We start from the raw sequence: 17,705 nt of genomic DNA on the forward strand, positions 1-17,705 counted from the left end.
TGAAGTATCGCTCAATCAGAAAATCATCTGTTCCTCATAACATTTTAACGGCGACTGCTCCTTTATTCCCTCCCCCTATTTGTGTAAGTTCTGATTTTCCATCATTACCCTTAATCATGAATGTCTGTCATGAAGATTACGATCAAACAGTTAGAAGGAATCCATATGGAAGCTGCCAATGAACAAGGAGGCCTTATCCGGATGGACGGCTCCGGAAATACAGGCGGTCTGGAGGGCGGATTTAGTCCCATGCAGCTGCTGCTGGCCGGAGCAGGAGGATGCAGTGCCATTGATATTATCGGCATTCTCGAAAAGCAACAGCAGGACCTGCAGGATCTGCAAGTTGAAATAGATGGCGACCGCCGAAAAAAAGAAACCTATTCGGAATATACCACCATCCACCTGCACTATATTTTCATTGGTGATCTTGAAGCCTCCAAAGTGGAACGGGCGATCAACCTGTCGCTGGACAAGTACTGTTCGGTTTCCAAAACCTTGGAAAAAACTTCTGCCATTACCCATAGCTACGAAATTAACCCCTCCCAATAAACTGCCATGAAACAACAAAAACCCGAAACCAAAGCCATACGTACCCAGACAAGCCGCACCGAACAGCGGGAGCATTCAACGCCCCTTTTTATGACGTCGAGTTTTGTTTTCGATTCGGCCGAACATGCCCGCGCCCTTTTTGCCAGTGAGGCAGAAGGTAATGTGTACAGCCGCTATTCCAATCCCAATGTGGATGAATTCATCCAGAAGATGTGTGAGCTGGAAGGTGCTGAAGCCGGTGTAGCCACGGCTTCCGGGATGTCAGCCATTTTCTCCAGCCTGGCGGGGCTGCTGGAGCAGGGGGATCATGTTCTGGCCTGCCGCTCACTGTTTGGCTCTTCACACCAGATCCTCAACGGTATTTTGCCCAAATGGGGCATTACTTATTCATATGGAAATATTGACCAGCCTGAACAGTGGGAATCCCTGGTTCAGGACAATACCAGAGTGCTGTTTCTTGAAACGCCCTCGAATCCGGGCCTCGACCTGATTGATCTGGAGTGGGCCGGAGAACTCGCAGAGGCCCATAACCTCATCCTTGTCGTTGACAATTGTTTTGCTACGCCCTACCTGCAAAAACCGATGACCTTCGGTGCCGACATCGTACTTCATTCGGCCACGAAATTCATTGACGGACAGGGACGAGGCATCGGTGGCGTTGTAGTTGGTGAAGAAAAGTATATTGAAGAGATCAGCTTTTTTACCCGTCACTCCGGGCCGGCCCTGTCCCCCTTCAACGCATGGATGTTCTCCAAAAGCCTCGAAACGCTTCCGGTGCGCATGGACCGGCACTGTGATAATGCCCTGGCCCTGGCAGCGTTTCTGGAAGACCAGCCACAGGTGGAATGGGTTAAATACCCGTTTCTGAAGAGTCATCCCCAGTATGATCTGGCTCAAAAACAGATGAAAAAAGGCGGTGGTGTCGTAGCTTTCAACATCGAGGGAGGCTACAATGCGGCAAAACGGTTTTTGGACAAGCTTCAGACCCTGTCCCTCTCGGCGAATCTGGGGGATTCCCGGACCATTGCCACCCATCCCGCCTCAACCACACACTCGAAATTATCGGACGAAGAACGCGCGGTTGTGAACATCACCCCGGGCATGATCCGTATCGCGGTGGGACTCGAAGCCATCGATGACATTCAATCAGATATCAGCCAGGCCCTGTCATAGCCAAACAAGGCCCGGTCCTCTGGTTCCAGCCCGATTTATTTTGTCGGGTCTACCAACTCGTACGGCAAGTTATCGGTAACACATCCTTCGGAAGCCGAGGAAACCAGGCAGGCATACTTGTACAGTGCACCCCGGCTGACCTGCAGGGGCGGGGCCTCCCACGACTGGCGGCGTTTTTCCAGCTCTTCATCAGAGAGCTCAACCCTGATAATGCGTTCATCAGCATCAATGGTAATCGTGTCGCCATCTTCTATCAGTGCAATAGTGCCTCCAACCTGGGCCTCGGGGGTTACATGACCGATCACAAAGCCATGGCTGCCGCCCGAAAAACGTCCGTCAGTAATGAGTGCCACATCCTTGCCAAGACCAGCCCCCATAATAGCAGCCGTAATAGAAAGCATCTCACGCATACCCGGTCCGCCCTTGGGTCCTTCGTAGCGAATAACCACCACATCGCCTTTCTGTACTTCCCCACCCTGGATGCCCTTCAGACTTTCCTCCTCAGAATTATAGACCCGGGCCCTGCCGGTAAACCGGGTACCCTCCTTTCCTGTTATCTTTGCTACGGCCCCCTCCGGTGCCAGATTTCCGTAGAGAATCTGAAGGTGTCCGGTTGGCTTGATCGGGCTATCCACCGGCGAGATAATATTTTGTTCTTCAAAGAGCGGCGGCACATCAGCCACATTTTCGGCCAGTGTTTGGCCGGTAACCGTAAGACAATCGCCGTCAAGGAGGCCCTCTTTAAGCAACAACTTCTGCACCGCCGGCACACCGCCCACATTATAAAGGTCTTCCATCACATACTTTCCGCTCGGCTTCAAATCTGCCAGGTAAGGTGTGCGGTTGCTGATCTCCTGGAATTCTTCAATGGTAAAAGGTATTTCAGCGGAATGGGCGATTGCCAGAAGATGCATCACTGCATTTGTCGATCCGCCCAGCGCCACCGTCATCACCACTGCATTTTCCAACGATTTTCGGGTAATAATATCACGGGGCTTGATATCCTCTTCCAGAAGGTGACGTATCGCCTTACCGGCCCGCCGGCACTCCTTGATCTTTTCGGCATGCGTTGCCGGGATGGATGAACTGAAAGGCAGACTCATACCCATTGTCTCTATGGCTGAAGCCATCGTATTGGCTGTGTACATCCCGCCACAGGCCCCCGCCCCCGGACAGGCATGGCGCAAAACATTATTCATTTGTTCTTCGGTTATCTCATCCGAAAGGTAGGCTCCGTAGGATTCAAAAGCCGAAACGATATCCAGGTCCTGTCCATTGAGTTTACCGGGACGAATCGTCCCGCCGTACACCATGATGGAGGGGCGATTGAGGCGGGCCATGGCCATGATGGATCCCGGCATATTTTTGTCGCATCCCACAACCGATATATTGGCGTCATACCACTGGGCCCGCATGACAGTCTCAATGGAATCCGCAATAATCTCTCGCGACTGCAATGAATATTTCATTCCCTGAGTCCCCATGGAGATTCCATCGCTCACTCCTATACTGTGGAAAACCAGGCCCACCATGTCCGCTTCCCAGGTGCTTTCGTGCACATAATCAGCCAGGTCATTCAGGTGCATGTTGCAGGGATTGCCCTGCCATCCGGTACTGGCAATACCCACCTGGGGCTTATTCATATCCTCATCTGTAAGCCCTGCGCCGTATAACATGGCGCGTGAGCCAACCTGTGACTGTTGCTGGGTGAGTTTTGAGCTGTATTTATTAAGTTTTGGGGCCATAATACTGGATTTTATAATCCCGTTGAGCAGCTGTGACTCCAACGGAAAGGCTGAGTATTTTCATTATCGCTTTAAAAACTAAAAGAATCCCGGAACTAAACAAGAGAAAAAACAAAAAAGTCACATTTAAATTTGACAACAATGATTCCTTTTTCTATCATGCCCTTTCTCAATAGAAAAAAGGCAACCGTTGAACACACAAGTACCACATAATACGTTGACTACTGCGCGATTTTCGGAATCCATTTCCATGGCATCGAAGCAGGATCATATTTTCTTGGTACTGGTACTTTCTCTGTTCTTCTCAGCTGCCGTTTCTATCTCTTCTGCAATAGGTCTGATTAGTATCCTACTCATTCTACCTATTCTAATTTCTGGCATTATCAACCTAATTCTAATTATCAGCTAATAATAGCAGCCAGGGGTTAGAATAAAAGTCCAACAAACATTTTATTTCCTTCTGACCTCTGGTGGGAAAAGTATATTTACCAGGTCATATGGCACAAGCAAAAACACAATCACTCGACAGTGCAGAAACTGACAAAGTTCAAACGACGCCCGAACCGGCTGTATTAAACGGCGCGGAACTGCTGATCCGAACGCTTGAGGATATTGACGTCGATACTATTTTCGGCTATCCCGGCGGGGCCGTATTGCCGATTTATGATGCCCTATTTGACGTACACGATATTAATCATGTACTTATACGCCATGAACAGGCTGGTACCCACGCCGCTGATGGGTATGCCCGGGCTACGGGCAAACCCGGTGTTGTGCTGGTGACCTCGGGACCCGGAGGAACCAATACGGTTACAGGCATTGCCACTGCCGCCATGGACTCCATTCCCATGGTCGTTTTCACGGGACAGGTGCCGACCGACCTGATTGGAAATGATGCATTTCAGGAAGCGGATATTGTAGGTATTACGCGTCCCATTACGAAGCACAATTATCTGGTTAAGGATGTTAACAATCTGGAGCAGGTCATTCGCGAAGCATTCCATGTAGCCACAAGCGGACGTCCCGGACCTGTACTGGTGGATCTGCCCAAAGATATGCTGAATACGGAATGCCACTACAGCGGCCTCAAAAAGATTTCAATTCCCAGCTATAAGCCGACCAAGGAAGGACACTCCACCCAAATTGCCAAAGCTGCAAAGCTGCTCAGTGAAGCCGAAAAGCCTTTGATTTATGCCGGCGGAGGGGCCGTTTTGGGCGAAGCCTGGGAGGAGCTGACTGCTATGGCCGAACGGCTCAACATTCCGGTAACCACCACCTTGATGGGCCTCGGCGGTTTTCCGGAGAGCAAGCCGCAGTCCGTAGGTATGCTGGGCATGCACGGCACCTATTATGCCAATATGGCCATGACCGAATGTGATGTATTACTGGCTGTCGGTGCCCGCTTTGACGACCGCGTGACCGGTCGGCTGGACGGATTCTCTCCGCATTCAAAGAAAATTCATATTGATATCGATCCCTCAAACATAGGGAAAAATGTGCCCGTGGACATTCCCATTGTCGGTGACGTCAAGAAGGTGCTCCCTGCTATCGATCAGCAAACGACCAAACCGGAAATTGATGATTGGTGGGATACCATCCACAAGTGGAAACGGGAGCATCCCCTGAAAGTACCCGAATCAGAGGATACTATTAAGCCACAGTTGATGATTGAAAAAATATCTGAATATACCAACGGGGAGGCTATTGTCGTCACAGACGTAGGCCAGCACCAGATGTGGGCGGCCCAGCACTATACCTACAATTACCCTCGGTCCTTCCTCTCTTCCGGTGGGCTGGGTACCATGGGGTACGGATTCCCCGCAGCCTTGGGAGCCGCCTTTGGTTGTCCTGACCGGCCCGTTGTCTGTATCACCGGAGACGGTGGGTTCCAGATGACTGTTTATGAATTGGCTACGGCTGTTGAATACGAGGTGCCGCTGAAGATCGCAATCATGAATAACCAGTGCCTCGGCATGGTCCGGCAATGGCAGGAGCTGTTTTTTGACAAACGATACAGCCATTCGATCCTGAAGAAGGGGAACCCTGACTTTGTGAAGCTGGCCGAAAGCTACGGAGCGGTAGGGCTCCGCGCGACGAATCCAAAAGAAATGGATGAGGTTCTGGAACAGGCCATGAACATCAACGATCGTCCCGTTGTCATGGACTTCCAGGTCGAGGAACACGAAAATTGTTATCCAATGGTACCCGCAGGGGCCGCATTAAACGAAATGGTTGAAGGTGACGAATAATGAAACAATCCACAAACGGTACCACGCAGACGCTTAACAAACACACCCTTTCGGTGCTGGTAAGCTATAATCTGAATGCCCTGTCCCGTATTATCGGTATCTTCAGCGGCAAGGGCTTCGAAATAGACAGTATCAGCTTTGGATCGGGCAAACAATCTGACCTGGCCCGCATCACCATTACAACCCACGGCGATGTGCAGATTATTGAACAGATCAACAAGCAGTTGAATAAGATTATTGATGTTGTCAAAGTCAATGATCTTACCTACGACAGCTTTGTGGAACGGGAACTGGCCCTTATCAAAGTAACGGCCACCCGATCCAGGCGATCAGAGATTATGCAGATCGCTCAGGTGTTCCGGGCCAAGGTCATCGACATCAGCCCGGAAAAATTGACCATTGAGGTCACCGGCAACCGGGATAAAGTTAATGCCTTCATAGGCATGCTCGATCCATTTGGAGTCACGGAAATTGCCCGTACCGGAAGCGTTGCGCTGAAAAGAGAATTCGACGGAAATGTATAATTAGGAATATAACTTTAAATAAATCATTAAATAAACCATAGACATGAAAGCTAAAACTTATTATAACGACGATGCCGACCTTACGTATCTCAGTGATAAAACGGTTGCCATCATTGGGTATGGAAGTCAAGGTCATGCTCACGCTCTTAACCTCAAAGAAAGCGGCATTAGCGTAGTGGTAGGACTTCGTGAGGGAAGTTCCTCTCGTGAAGAGGCCGAAAAAGCCGGACTGAAGGTTCTGCCCACTGCCGAAGCCGCCGAAGCCGGTGATATTGTCATGATTTTGATCCCTGACCAATATCAGGCTGATGTCTATGAAGAATCGATCAAACCCAATTTATCGGAAGGCAATGTACTGGCCTTTGCTCACGGCTTCAATATCCACTTCGGGCAGATAGAACCGGAGTCCAACGTCGACGTATTCATGGTTGCCCCGAAGAGCCCGGGCCACCTTGTACGGCGGGTATATGAGAAAGGATCCGGCGTTCCCTGCCTGATCGCTATTGAACAAGATTTTACGGGTACAGCCAAAGCGACGGCCCTGGCCTATACCAAAGCACTTGGCGGAACACGGGCCGGCGTGCTGGAAACAACGTTTGAAGAGGAAACAGAAACTGATCTTTTTGGCGAGCAGGCCGTACTGTGCGGCGGGGCCTCCGAGCTGGTCAAGCTGGGCTTTGAGGTTCTTGTCGAAGCTGGATACCAGCCGGAGATTGCCTATTTCGAATGCCTCCACGAACTGAAACTGATTGTAGACCTCATGTACGAAGGCGGCATTGAACGCATGTACTACTCGGTCAGCGATACAGCGGAGTATGGCGGACTCACCCGCGGGCCCCGTGTGGTGGATGCGTCGACCAAGGAACGCATGAAAGAAGTACTCAAAGAGGTGCAGGATCATACCTTTGCCGATGAGTGGATCCAGGAAAACAAAGACGGACTTCCCAAGCTCAAGGCACTTCGCAACGATCTCAGCAAACATAAAATAGAAAAAGTTGGTAAAGAGCTCCGATCCATGATGGACTGGATTGAAGCAGACAACTAGTTTAGAACAGACGTTAACTGATGAACACATCAATCAACATATTTGACACCACTCTTCGGGATGGAACCCAGGGCGAAAAAGTAGCTTTTTCTGCCGAGGACAAGCTGCGCATTGCCCAGCAGCTCGATGCCTTTGGTATCGATTATATTGAGGGCGGATGGCCCGGCTCCAATCCCCGGGACATGGAGTTTTTCGAGTTGGCCGCAGAGGCCTCCTTCGATCATGCCCGGATTGTTGCATTCGGCAGCACCTGCCGTGCCGGCAACGAACCGAATGAGGACCGCAATCTTCAGTTGCTGGTTGAGGCGGAAACACCCGCCGTCTCCATCTTCGGAAAGAGCTGGCTCTTGCATGTTGAAAAGGCGTTGCAAATTACCGCGGAGCAGAATCTCGGAATCATCCGGGATTCGGTCCGTTTTCTCAAAAACCACAATAAGGAAGTCATCTACGATGCTGAACATTTCTTTGATGGCTACAAAGAGGATCCGGATTATGCGGTAGCCACCCTCAAAGCAGCGGAAGAAGCCGGTGCCGATACGGTTGTTTTGTGTGATACCAACGGCGGCACGCTTCCCGGACAGGTATCTGAAATTGTTTCGGAGGTGCTCAAACAGGTCAATATACCTGTCGGCATCCATGCCCACAACGACTGTGAACTGGGCGTTGCCAATGCCATGGCCGCGGTGCAGAGCGGCTGTACGCATGTGCAGGGCACCATCAACGGATACGGAGAGCGGTGTGGAAACACCAACCTCTGCTCCCTGATACCCAACCTCCAGATCAAGCAGGATTATCAGTGCATTCCGGATCAACACCTGGAAGAACTGACGGCTCTCTCCCGCTTCATCAGTGAAGTGGCGAATCTGACCCCTGATATCCGTCAGCCTTATGTGGGACGCAGCGCCTTTGCTCACAAGGGAGGTATTCATGTCAGCGCCGTCATGAAGAATGAAGAGACCTATGAACACATACAGCCCGGCAGAATTGGAAACAGCCGGCGGGTATTGGTTTCGGATCTTTCCGGACGAAGTAATATCAGCTACAAAGCTGAACAGCTCGGAATTGAACTGGACAAATACAGCGATAATGTTTCCGAAATTGTACGGGAACTCAAGGATTTGGAAAACAAGGGTTATCAGTTTGAGGCAGCCGAAGCTTCTTTCGAGCTTTTGGTTAAAAAAATGACCGGGGTCTGGGAAGAGTTCTTTGAGCTTGAAGGCTTCCGCATCATCGTCGAAAAGAACGTATCCGGCAGTTCCCGAACTGAAGCCACCCTGCGTATCAAGGTCAACGACCAGGTAGAACACTGTGCCGCCGAAGGTAATGGACCGGTTCATGCCCTCGACAAGGCCCTCAGAAAAGCCCTGCGGAAATTCTACCCTGAAATCAGCAATATGCACCTGAATGATTACAAAGTGCGGGTGCTCAACGAAAAGGACGGTACAGGAGCCGATGTGCGCGTACTTATTGACTCAGCCGAACACGGTCAGAGCTGGGGTACTGTTGGCGTTTCACACAATATCATTGATGCCAGCTGGCAGGCCCTGACCGACAGCTTCAGTTATTTTCTGGCACAAGAGCAGAAAAATCTTCAACCAAAAGAAGCGATCTGAAATGGTCAGGAGGATATCCCTGAACAGTGTCGTGTTACCGCTGTTTTATTTCGCTCATAACCTTAAAACAATATCAGAATTTAACTCTCAATACCTTTAATTCCACTACTATGGAAAACCAAATCAAAATTTTTGATACCACACTTCGAGATGGAGAACAGTCTCCCGGCTTTAGCATGAACCAGGATGAAAAACTGCGGCTTGCCCTCCAGCTTGAACGTCTAAAGGCGGATGTTATCGAGGCCGGTTTTCCAATAGCATCAGAAGGAGATTTCCGAACCGTAAAGAAAATCAGTGAGCACATAAAACACAGTACGGTTGCCGCACTTTGCCGAACCACTACTGCCGATATCGACCGGGCAGCAGAGGCGGTTGAACCGGCGGCCAAGCCCCGCATTCATACGTTTATTGCCACATCGGACATCCATATGCAGTATAAACTCAAGAAAAACAGGGAGCAGGTGCTGGAATCTGCCGTTTCGGCGGTAGAGTACGCGGGCAAATTCTGTGATGAAGTTGAGTTTTCAGCTGAGGATGCCTCCCGCAGCGATCCGGAATTTCTTTTTGATATTTTTACCGCTGTCATCGATGCCGGGGCAGACGTAATCAACGTCCCTGACACCGTTGGCTATGCACTGCCCTGGGAATTCGGGGAGCTGATCCGAAGTATCAGAGAAAATGTTCCCAATATTGACCAAGCAACCTTGAGCGTACACTGTCACAACGATTTAGGGGTCGCCGTGGCCAATTCACTCATGGCCGTGCAGAACGGAGCCCAGCAGATTGAATGTACCATCAACGGCATCGGTGAGCGAGCCGGAAATGCTTCTCTCGAAGAAGTGGTTATGGCTATTGCTACGCGGGAGAACAACATGGGCAAAACAACCAATGTGGCTACCGATCAACTCGTGCCGGCCAGCAAGCTGCTGACCGAGATAACCGGCAACAAAGTACAGCCCAACAAGGCCATTGTCGGCGAGAATGCCTTTGCCCATGAGGCAGGCATCCACCAGCACGGGGTCTTGAACAATCCCATGACCTATGAAATCATGACACCGGAATCCGTGGGGTTGACCAGCAACAAAATTGTCCTGGGCAAACACTCCGGCCGGTTTGCCCTTAATAAGAAGCTGCAGAAGTTAGGCTACTCACTCGGCAAAGATGAATTGAACCAGGTGTATCTGAAGTTCACCAATCTTGCTGATGAGCAAAAAACCGTTGAGGAGCAGGATCTGCTTGCACTGGTCAGCGAAATCCTGCCCCAGCAGAAAATTTCGGGAGATACGACTATAACCAGTTAGTTCCCGGTTTGCAGGGGACGCCCCCTGCTGAAGTTCATCACAATAGAACCTTTTAACATCATATTACTAATTTAAACACGCTTAAACGATCAGAATTATGGGAATGACTCTCACCGAAAAAATATTAGCAAACCACAGTGGTGCTTCCTCCGTGGAACCGGGCGAAAGCGTCTGGGTTGACGTCGATGTATTGATGACCCACGATGTATGCGGCCCCCCGTCAATCGGTATTTTTCAAAACCAGTTTGGCGAGGATGCCCGCGTATGGGACAAGGAAAAGCTGGTTATCATCCCCGACCACTACATCTTTACCAAAGACAAATATGCCAACCGCAACGTTGACATCCTGCGGGCTTTTGCCGCTGATCAGGACCTTCCCTATTTCTATGACGTAGGATCGGAAGATTACAAGGGCGTCTGCCATATCGCACTCCCCGAGGAAGGGTTCACCCGCCCGGGCGAGGTGCTCTTTGGGACGGACTCACATACCTGCACGGCCGGGGCCTTTGGACAGTTTGCTACCGGTATTGGCAATACCGACGCCGCATTTATCATGGGAACGGGCCAGCTCTGGGTTAAAGTGCCGGAAACCATGCGGTTTGAATTCGAAGGCACTTCCATGCCTCCCTATCTGATGGCCAAGGATATCATCCTCAAGATCATTGGCGACATCGGCGTAGACGGCGCAACCTACCGCACCATGGAATTCGGTGGGCCCGGCATCAGTGCCATGTCAATGGAAGATCGCATGACACTTACCAACATGGTGATTGAAGCCGGTGGTAAAAACGGAGTAGTAGAGCCGGATGCCAAAACAGAAGCATACGTTCGAGAGCGTACCGACAAAGATTTTGACCCTGTATACAGCGATCCGGATGCCACATACCACAGCAAGTACCGCTACAACCTGGAAGATATGGTTCCCATGGTTGCCAAGCCGCACAGTCCGGACAACAAGGCAACGGCCCTTGAACTGGAAGGCACCGATCTCGATCGTGCTTATATCGGTTCGTGCACCGGCGGGAAATTATCTGACTTTGAAGCCGCTGCCGAGATCATTGCCGGCAACGACTTGAAAATTGACACCTACATCGTTCCCGCCACAACCGAAATCGCCCGGGGACTGGAAACTCATACGCTGAACGGCAAACCGCTGATGCAGATATTCCGGGAAGCGGGCTGTAAAATTGGACAGGCTTCCTGTGCCGCATGCCTGGGCGGGCCGTCTGATACCTTCGGGCGACTCAACAATCAGGAAGTCTGTATCTCCACCACTAATCGTAACTACCCGGGACGAATGGGTTCTAAAGAATCCCAGGTGTACCTGGCATCGCCCTATACTGTCGCAGCATCGGCGGTAACCGGAAAGATTACGGACCCCCGCGTTTTCATTCAGCAAACTGTTATTTAAAACACTCAATTATTAACACAAATTATGGCTAAACAGGACCAAATTATTTCAGGAAAAGCATTTGTGCTCGGTAAGAATATTGATACCGACCAGATTATTCCTGCGGAACATCTTGTATATAGTTTAGACGACCCGGAAGAACGTAAGTTTTACGGCCGATATTCCCTGTCCGGAGTCCCGGATGCAGAGTCGGGACTGCCCCAGGGAAATATTCCGCTGGTCGAAGAAGACAAATTCGAAAGTGAGTTCAACATCATCGTAGGGGGTCCCAATTTTGGCTGCGGCTCTTCCCGCGAACATGCTCCGGCATCATTGGATATCGCCGGCGTTCAGGCCATCATTGCTCCGACCTTCGCCCGCATCTTCTACCGTAATTCGGTAGATGGCGGTTTTGTTGTTCCCTATGAAAGCCTGGAGGATCTGAGCAAGGAAGTCCATACGGGCGATGAACTTGAAATACATCCCGAAGAGCGCGTAGTGAAAAATATAACCCAGGACAAAGAGTACGAAATTCGTCCCCTGGGCAGTGTTGCAGATATTGTAAACGCTGGTGGAATTTTTGAATTTGCACGAAAAGAAGGAATGATCCCATGTCAGTAACCAAAAATATTGTTGTGCTGCCCGGTGACGGCATCGGGCCCGAAGTTACCTCAGAAGCCGTTAAGATTTTACAAGCTGTTTGTGAGCGCCACGGCTATAAATTAGAAACCGAAAGTTATGATGTCGGCGGGGCCAGCATTGACCGCTATGGACGTCCCCTGACCCAGGAAACGCTGGAAGCCTGCAAAAAGGCCGACGCCGTTTTGCTTGGCGCTGTAGGAGGCTCACAGTGGGATGACCAGCCCAAGGACAAACGTCCCGAAGCTGCCCTTCTGGGGCTCCGAAAAGAGTTGGGACTTTATGCCAACCTGCGGCCGATTAAAACCTATGAGCCGCTGCTCCAGTCTTCCCCACTTAAGGAAGAGATCATAAAAGACGTGGATATTATGATTGTCCGCGAACTGACAGGAGGCATCTACTTCGGACGTCCCCGCCTGATCGAGAAAACAAATACAGGAGAACGGGGAGTGGACACGCTCGTCTATACGACTGAGGAAGTGGAACGCATTGTCCATACCGCATTTGAAACAGCCGCTGTGCGCAACAGGAAAGTGACTTCCGTTGACAAGGCTAATGTGCTGGATTCCTCCCGCCTGTGGCGGCGAACCGTTAAAAAATCGGCCAAGCAATGGCCCGAAATAACGCTGGAACACATGCTTGTTGATAATTGTGCCATGCAGCTGGTACGGGCACCCAGCCAGTTCGACGTCATTGTTACGGCCAACATGTTTGGTGATATCCTCAGCGACGAAGCCTCGATGATTACCGGATCTATCGGCATGCTGCCATCGGCAAGCCTGGGTAAGGAACATGCCATGTATGAACCCGTACACGGCTCAGCTCCCGATATTGCAGGAGAAAACAAAGCCAACCCCCTGGCGACCATTGCTTCTGTAGCCTTGATGTGCCGTTATTCACTGGATATGCCTGAAGCAGCCCTGGAAATCGAAGAGGCGATACAGACGACACTGAAAGATGGGTTCCGCACTGGTGATATTTCCACGGATCCGTCAAGCGAGTATCTGGTAGACACCGAGGAGATGGGAAGTGCTGTCTTAAAGCATCTTAACCCTGACCTTCAACCGGGTACCTTCCTATAGTGAGTCAGAATATATACTCATGATTCATAATCTGCCTGGTTTTCCAGGCAGATTTTTTTTGTCCTATCTTTTACCATGAGGGGGGCTGTTCCCCGTTTGTTCATGCCTTTTCCTTATCCGCCACTACAGGATGATCGTGATTTTCTCCAATTATTCCTATAATAGTCTTAAACATGAACGGGATCAAATGGTGGAACCATGCCTCAACAAAACCGATGGGACAACAAGCATCTTGCTGTAGTTTTTTCAATATTTTTTCTTCTGATTCAACCGTTCCCCCCGGCAAACGCCCAGCAACTCCGGGTCAGCGACAACAACCGGTACCTGGAAAGCGGGGATGGCCGTCCCTTCTTCTGGCTGGGTGATACCGCATGGGAGCTTTTCCACCGGCTCGACCGTGAGGAGGCAAACAGCTATTTGGAAAACAGGGCCCAAAAGGGATTTACAGTCATCCAGGCAGCAGTCCTGGCCGAGCTTGACGGCCTGGGAATCCCCAACCCCTACGGGGAGCTTCCGCTTGAAAACCATAATCCCGGCCTGCCCAACGACGCCTATTTTGACCATGTGGATTATATCGTCAACAAGGCCGAAGAACTTGGCCTATATATCGGCATGCTTCCCACCTGGGGAGATAAATTCAATAAAAAGTGGGGCCAGGGGCCAGAAATTTTCACCCCTGAAAATGCCCGCGAATACGGGCGCTTCCTGGGTCAACGCTACCGGAATAAACCCATCATTTGGATCCTGGGCGGAGACCGCAACCCGGAGTCTTCCCGTCATCAAGAGATTATTACCGCTATGGCAGAAGGCCTGCAAGAGGGTGACCAGGGCAATCATCTCATCACCTATCACCCGCAGGGGGATAGCAATTCAGCCGAATGGTTCCATAAAACTCCGTGGCTGGATTTCAATATGTTTCAGTCGGGACATGCCCGGGCCGACAATAAAAATTATCAAATGACGCTGTCCAACTATCATAAAGTTCCGCAAAAGCCTACGCTTGATGGTGAGCCCTGTTACGAGGATCACCCCATCTCCTGGGACCCCAAAAACGGATGGTTCCATGCCTTTGATGCACGGCAGGCCGCCTACTGGTCCATGCTTGCCGGAGCAATGGGGCATACCTATGGAAATCACAATATCTGGCAAATGTGGGAAGCCGGCCGAAAGCCCATCTCCTCAGCCCGCACCCCGTGGCAGCAGGCTATGGATTATCCCGGGGCTTTCCAGATGGGATACATGCGCTCGCTGTTCACCTCCCGCCCCTATACAAAGCTGGAACCCTACCAGGAACTTGTAGCCAGTGACCCACTGGACTCTAATGCTCCGGCTCGCGCAGCGAAGGCACGGGACAACAGTTTTGCACTCATCTATATCCCCCATGGCCAGTCCATCACGGTACAGCTATCGATTTTTGATGACGTGACCGTCGACGCCTGGTGGTATAATCCCCGTATGGGGGAGAGCATACATCTGAAAGCCCTTGAGGCTGGAGCAACTCACTCCTTTGATCCCCCGGCCGATCCCCGGAGAGGGAATGACTGGATCCTCGTTTTGGATAGGAAGAGTGCCAATTTGCTGCCCCTTCAGGACCATGAAGCAACCGGTCAGCTCAAGTAGACAGATTCACGGCCATCAAGGGTTCACACTTCGGCATTTTTTTACCGTGCAGCTGAGCTACGTTTGTATGTTAAGAGGGCTATTCTCTACGCCGACCACTCTTCCTGTAAAAGCGACGTCTTGTCCTCTTTTTCCGCCCAGGCCTCTGCTTCGGGCATCTCATCAGCAGTAATATTGATATGACGGTCAGCCCACTGTTCTGAAAGACGGTCATTTAGCTCAATATAATGCTCCCACTCAAGGGGAATTTCATCATCGGGATAGATGGCCTCAACCGGGCATTCAGGTACGCAGGCATCACAGTCTATACACTCATATGGATCGATGGCCAAAAAGTTGGGACCTTCCCGAAAAGCGTCAACCGGGCAGACGGAGACACAGTGTGTATATTTACAGTTTATGCATGGTTCGGTAATAACGTATGCCATTGGATACCTTTTTAATTATGTTGAATAAAGTTGGAAATGATATTCGCTGGTCAGCGCAATTAGCTCTCCGCGTTACTCTCTTCTTTTAGGGCATCAGCCACTACTTCCTCCCCTACAATAGAAGCCGTCTTGTGGTATGCTTCTGCTGTCCTGCCCCTGCGAAACAAGTGCAAAACATCCGAATCGATAACTTCGTACCACAGCTTTTTGCGGACCTGAAACTCTGTATGATGACACATCATCGGTGCTCTCAGCTTCTGCATAAAAGACAGGAACTCGCCGTACTCGGGCCCAAACTCCTTTTCAAACCGCTGCCTCAGACGTACTGACAGGGCTGGAGCCGCACCGCTGGTTGATATGGAGATTGTAAGCGGACCTCGCTTAACAATGGATCCAAAGGCGAAATTGGCATGTGGAATATCATCCATCACATTTACGAGTATATCCCGTTCCCGGGCTTCCTGGTACACCTTTTTATTGATATTGCCCGTAAAGTCGGCTACAATCGTCATAAATGCACCTTCCAGATCGCCCTGCTCATACTGACGCGGAATCCAATTGAAACGATTTTCACTGACCCAGTGCTTCATTTTATCCGTCAGACGGGGACTAATTACCGTAAGTTTTGCATTCCGCTCCAGAAGCTGTTCAGCCTTGCCTTCTGCTTCATGGTTTCCGCCGATCAGGACTGTTCTGCGCTCATGCAGACGCCGCAAATAAATAGGAAATGTTTCCATTGAATTATTATCAGGGTATGGAATTATTCGATATTGTTCTTCTGGGTGGGGTGGTGGATACCGCACTCGGTCTTGTCCAGTCCTTTCCACCGGCCCCTGCGTTCATCTTTGCTTTCAGCATCAACGACAGAAGTACAGGGGATACAGCCGATACTCGGGTATCCCTCGTCATGAAGTGGATTATAGGGAAGCTCCTTACTTTCAATATAATTCCAAACCTCCCGCCCGGTCCAGTTCGCCAGGGGATTAATCTTTACCACTTCATTCTCAGGATCCCATTCTACAAACTGGGTATTTCGGCGGTCTTTGGACTGCGCCCTCCGAAGCCCGGTGATCCAGGCCTTCTTTTCGGAAAGGTAGTTGCGCAGCGGAAGCACCTTTCGCAAATGGCAGCAGCGGTTGGGATCTGTTTTCCAGAGCTCCTGTCCAAATCTTTCAGCCTGCTGGCCGAGGGAAAGGTCTGTAGAAACCCTGGTTATGGTCAGGTTGAACCGCTTTTCAATCCGTTCTTTCAGGGCATAGGTTTCATCAAACAGCAGGTGGGTATCCAGGTAAAAGATGGGGATCTTGATGCCCATCTCCCAAAGCCGGTAAATCAGGAACATGCCCGAGGGACCAAAACCGGTGCCCAGCACCATATCTGTACCGAAGGTGTGATACCCCCAAAAAAGAACCTGGCTTGGGCCCGCCGCTTCAAGCTCGCTGTTCAAACGATCCAAAAAATCGTCGGTTAGCTTCTGGTTGAAAATGTTCTGATCTTCATACTGCATCATAACAAGGGTTTAGCCGGCAAATTGCTTGTGTAACCTGTCGTTGGAAATGCCGTTATTAATAATGCTGTTCTCCGCATGGAACCAGGCCAACTGTTTGCTTTTTGAAGCTAATGTTCCAATCACGATGGTACCCGGCGGAGCCAGCAGTTCCGTCTGCTCTGCTATTGTTTCAAGGGTGCCCACAACCACCCGCTGCGAAGCGTAGGTCGCCTTTTCTATGACCCCGACCGGCGTATTGGCATCTCTGCCATGCTCTATCAGCATGGCCGCTATCTGTGCAAGGCGGCTCATGCCCATAAGCACTACCAGGGTGTCGGTATGCACCAGGTGTTCCCAGTTGGCAAAGGCATCCGTATTTCTAATCGTATGTCCCGTAACAACGGTGAACGATCGAGCCTCTCTGCGATACGTTACCGGGATGCCGGCAAAAGCCGGGGCCGCCAGCGCACTGCTGATACCCGGAACCACTTCGAAGGGGACATGCGCTGTGCGCAGGGCCTCACATTCTTCCCCCCCACGGCCAAACACGAAGGGATCACCTCCCTTGAGCCGTACGACGACCTTGCCTGACCGGGCCTTGGTAACAAGAATATGATTAATCTGTTGCTGAGACACCGAGGGTTTATCGGGTCGTTTGCCGACATACAGGTGCTCCGACTGCTCTGAGCTCATCGACAGCAGCGCAGGATTTGCCAGACGGTCATAGACGATGACATCGGCTTCTTTTAACATCTTCGCTCCCTTCACGGTTATCAATTCCGGATCGCCCGGACCGGCACCAACAAGATATACTTTGCCATAGCGAGGGTAGGATTGGGTTTTCATAATAAGGTCATC

Annotated in this window: 16 protein-coding genes; 11 read left to right on the forward strand and 5 right to left on the reverse strand. The window is 50.7% G+C overall.

Translation table 11 applies throughout. The annotated features are described in order from the left end of the window. The first annotated feature begins 129 nt into the window (after positions 1-129). Positions 130-549, forward strand: coding sequence for an OsmC family protein (locus FN808_RS06180; protein ID WP_142713685.1), 420 nt, complete (start codon positions 130-132; stop codon positions 547-549). Positions 550-555: 6 nt separating this feature from the next. Further along, entirely contained in the window at positions 556-1,722 is a 1,167-nt protein-coding gene (locus FN808_RS06185) for a trans-sulfuration enzyme family protein (RefSeq protein ID WP_142713686.1), read from the forward strand. Between the two features lie 35 nt (positions 1,723-1,757). Here the strand turns inward: FN808_RS06185 and ilvD are convergent, their stop codons facing one another. Beyond that, positions 1,758-3,467, reverse strand: a complete 1,710-nt coding sequence (ilvD, locus tag FN808_RS06190; RefSeq protein WP_142713687.1) for a dihydroxy-acid dehydratase — start codon at positions 3,465-3,467, stop codon at positions 1,758-1,760. Positions 3,468-3,964: 497 nt separating this feature from the next. Here ilvD and ilvB point away from each other — a divergent pair, with 497 nt between their 5' ends. From ilvB to FN808_RS06235, 9 genes are all read left to right on the forward strand, one after another. Next, positions 3,965-5,716: a biosynthetic-type acetolactate synthase large subunit gene (ilvB, locus tag FN808_RS06195; protein WP_142713688.1), complete on the forward strand. Its 1,752-nt coding sequence runs from the start codon at positions 3,965-3,967 to the stop codon at positions 5,714-5,716. Beyond that, positions 5,716-6,240, forward strand: a complete 525-nt coding sequence (gene ilvN / locus FN808_RS06200) for an acetolactate synthase small subunit (protein ID WP_142713689.1) — start codon at positions 5,716-5,718, stop codon at positions 6,238-6,240. Before ilvB ends, ilvN begins: the two co-directional genes overlap by 1 nt. 43 nt (positions 6,241-6,283) lie before the next feature. Further along, positions 6,284-7,285, forward strand: a complete 1,002-nt coding sequence (gene ilvC / locus FN808_RS06205) for a ketol-acid reductoisomerase (protein WP_142713690.1) — start codon at positions 6,284-6,286, stop codon at positions 7,283-7,285. Positions 7,286-7,305: 20 nt separating this feature from the next. Continuing rightward, positions 7,306-8,898 (forward strand): citramalate synthase, encoded by a 1,593-nt coding sequence (gene cimA, locus FN808_RS06210; protein WP_142713691.1) that lies wholly within the window; start codon positions 7,306-7,308, stop codon positions 8,896-8,898. A gap of 110 nt (positions 8,899-9,008) precedes the next feature. Beyond that, a complete protein-coding gene (locus FN808_RS06215; RefSeq protein ID WP_142713692.1) occupies positions 9,009-10,199 on the forward strand; it encodes a 2-isopropylmalate synthase in 1,191 nt (396 codons plus the stop codon). Between the two features lie 97 nt (positions 10,200-10,296). Beyond that, positions 10,297-11,610, forward strand: coding sequence for a 3-isopropylmalate dehydratase large subunit (locus tag FN808_RS06220; RefSeq protein ID WP_142713693.1), 1,314 nt, complete (start codon positions 10,297-10,299; stop codon positions 11,608-11,610). Positions 11,611-11,634: 24 nt separating this feature from the next. Continuing rightward, entirely contained in the window at positions 11,635-12,210 is a 576-nt protein-coding gene (locus tag FN808_RS06225) for a 3-isopropylmalate dehydratase (RefSeq protein WP_142713694.1), read from the forward strand. Then, positions 12,201-13,310 (forward strand): 3-isopropylmalate dehydrogenase, encoded by a 1,110-nt coding sequence (gene leuB, locus FN808_RS06230; RefSeq protein ID WP_142713695.1) that lies wholly within the window; start codon positions 12,201-12,203, stop codon positions 13,308-13,310. Before FN808_RS06225 ends, leuB begins: the two co-directional genes overlap by 10 nt. A gap of 198 nt (positions 13,311-13,508) precedes the next feature. Further along, entirely contained in the window at positions 13,509-14,930 is a 1,422-nt protein-coding gene (locus FN808_RS06235) for a glycoside hydrolase family 140 protein (RefSeq protein WP_142713696.1), read from the forward strand. An 86-nt stretch (positions 14,931-15,016) separates the two neighbouring features. On the opposite strand, the gene FN808_RS06240 is transcribed toward FN808_RS06235, so the two are convergent. From FN808_RS06240 to cobA, 4 genes are read right to left on the reverse strand one after another with little or no spacing between them, the layout of a single operon-like run. Next, a complete protein-coding gene (locus tag FN808_RS06240) occupies positions 15,017-15,358 on the reverse strand; it encodes a ferredoxin family protein (protein ID WP_142713697.1) in 342 nt (113 codons plus the stop codon). Between the two features lie 59 nt (positions 15,359-15,417). Then, a complete protein-coding gene (locus FN808_RS06245) occupies positions 15,418-16,095 on the reverse strand; it encodes a precorrin-2 dehydrogenase/sirohydrochlorin ferrochelatase family protein (RefSeq protein ID WP_142713698.1) in 678 nt (225 codons plus the stop codon). A gap of 23 nt (positions 16,096-16,118) precedes the next feature. Then, positions 16,119-16,868 carry a phosphoadenylyl-sulfate reductase gene (locus FN808_RS06250; RefSeq protein ID WP_221929940.1) on the reverse strand — a complete coding sequence of 250 codons (750 nt, stop codon included), beginning with the start codon at positions 16,866-16,868 and terminating at the stop codon, positions 16,119-16,121. Between the two features lie 9 nt (positions 16,869-16,877). Further along, complete coding sequence (cobA, locus tag FN808_RS06255; protein ID WP_142713699.1) at positions 16,878-17,693, reverse strand: uroporphyrinogen-III C-methyltransferase; 816 nt, start codon at positions 17,691-17,693, stop codon at positions 16,878-16,880. Positions 17,694-17,705: the final 12 nt, after the last annotated feature.

This window comes from Fodinibius sediminis (genome assembly GCF_900182555.1).
Lineage (GTDB): Bacteria > Bacteroidota > Rhodothermia > Balneolales > Balneolaceae > Fodinibius > Fodinibius sediminis.

Coding starts and splice junctions, on each gene's coding strand:
- FN808_RS06220 (WP_142713693.1), top strand. CDS start 10,297: ATGGGAATGACTCTCACCGAAAAAATATTAGCAAACCACAGTGGTGCT.
- cimA (WP_142713691.1), top strand. CDS start 7,306: ATGAACACATCAATCAACATATTTGACACCACTCTTCGGGATGGAACC.
- ilvB (WP_142713688.1), top strand. CDS start 3,965: ATGGCACAAGCAAAAACACAATCACTCGACAGTGCAGAAACTGACAAA.
- FN808_RS06185 (WP_142713686.1), top strand. CDS start 556: ATGAAACAACAAAAACCCGAAACCAAAGCCATACGTACCCAGACAAGC.
- FN808_RS06215 (WP_142713692.1), top strand. CDS start 9,009: ATGGAAAACCAAATCAAAATTTTTGATACCACACTTCGAGATGGAGAA.
- FN808_RS06235 (WP_142713696.1), top strand. CDS start 13,509: ATGCCTCAACAAAACCGATGGGACAACAAGCATCTTGCTGTAGTTTTT.
- FN808_RS06225 (WP_142713694.1), top strand. CDS start 11,635: ATGGCTAAACAGGACCAAATTATTTCAGGAAAAGCATTTGTGCTCGGT.
- ilvN (WP_142713689.1), top strand. CDS start 5,716: ATGAAACAATCCACAAACGGTACCACGCAGACGCTTAACAAACACACC.
- ilvC (WP_142713690.1), top strand. CDS start 6,284: ATGAAAGCTAAAACTTATTATAACGACGATGCCGACCTTACGTATCTC.
- FN808_RS06180 (WP_142713685.1), top strand. CDS start 130: ATGAAGATTACGATCAAACAGTTAGAAGGAATCCATATGGAAGCTGCC.
- ilvD (WP_142713687.1), bottom strand. CDS start 3,467: ATGGCCCCAAAACTTAATAAATACAGCTCAAAACTCACCCAGCAACAG.
- FN808_RS06250 (WP_221929940.1), bottom strand. CDS start 16,868: ATGATGCAGTATGAAGATCAGAACATTTTCAACCAGAAGCTAACCGAC.
- FN808_RS06240 (WP_142713697.1), bottom strand. CDS start 15,358: ATGGCATACGTTATTACCGAACCATGCATAAACTGTAAATATACACAC.
- leuB (WP_142713695.1), top strand. CDS start 12,201: ATGTCAGTAACCAAAAATATTGTTGTGCTGCCCGGTGACGGCATCGGG.
- FN808_RS06245 (WP_142713698.1), bottom strand. CDS start 16,095: ATGGAAACATTTCCTATTTATTTGCGGCGTCTGCATGAGCGCAGAACA.
- cobA (WP_142713699.1), bottom strand. CDS start 17,693: ATGAAAACCCAATCCTACCCTCGCTATGGCAAAGTATATCTTGTTGGT.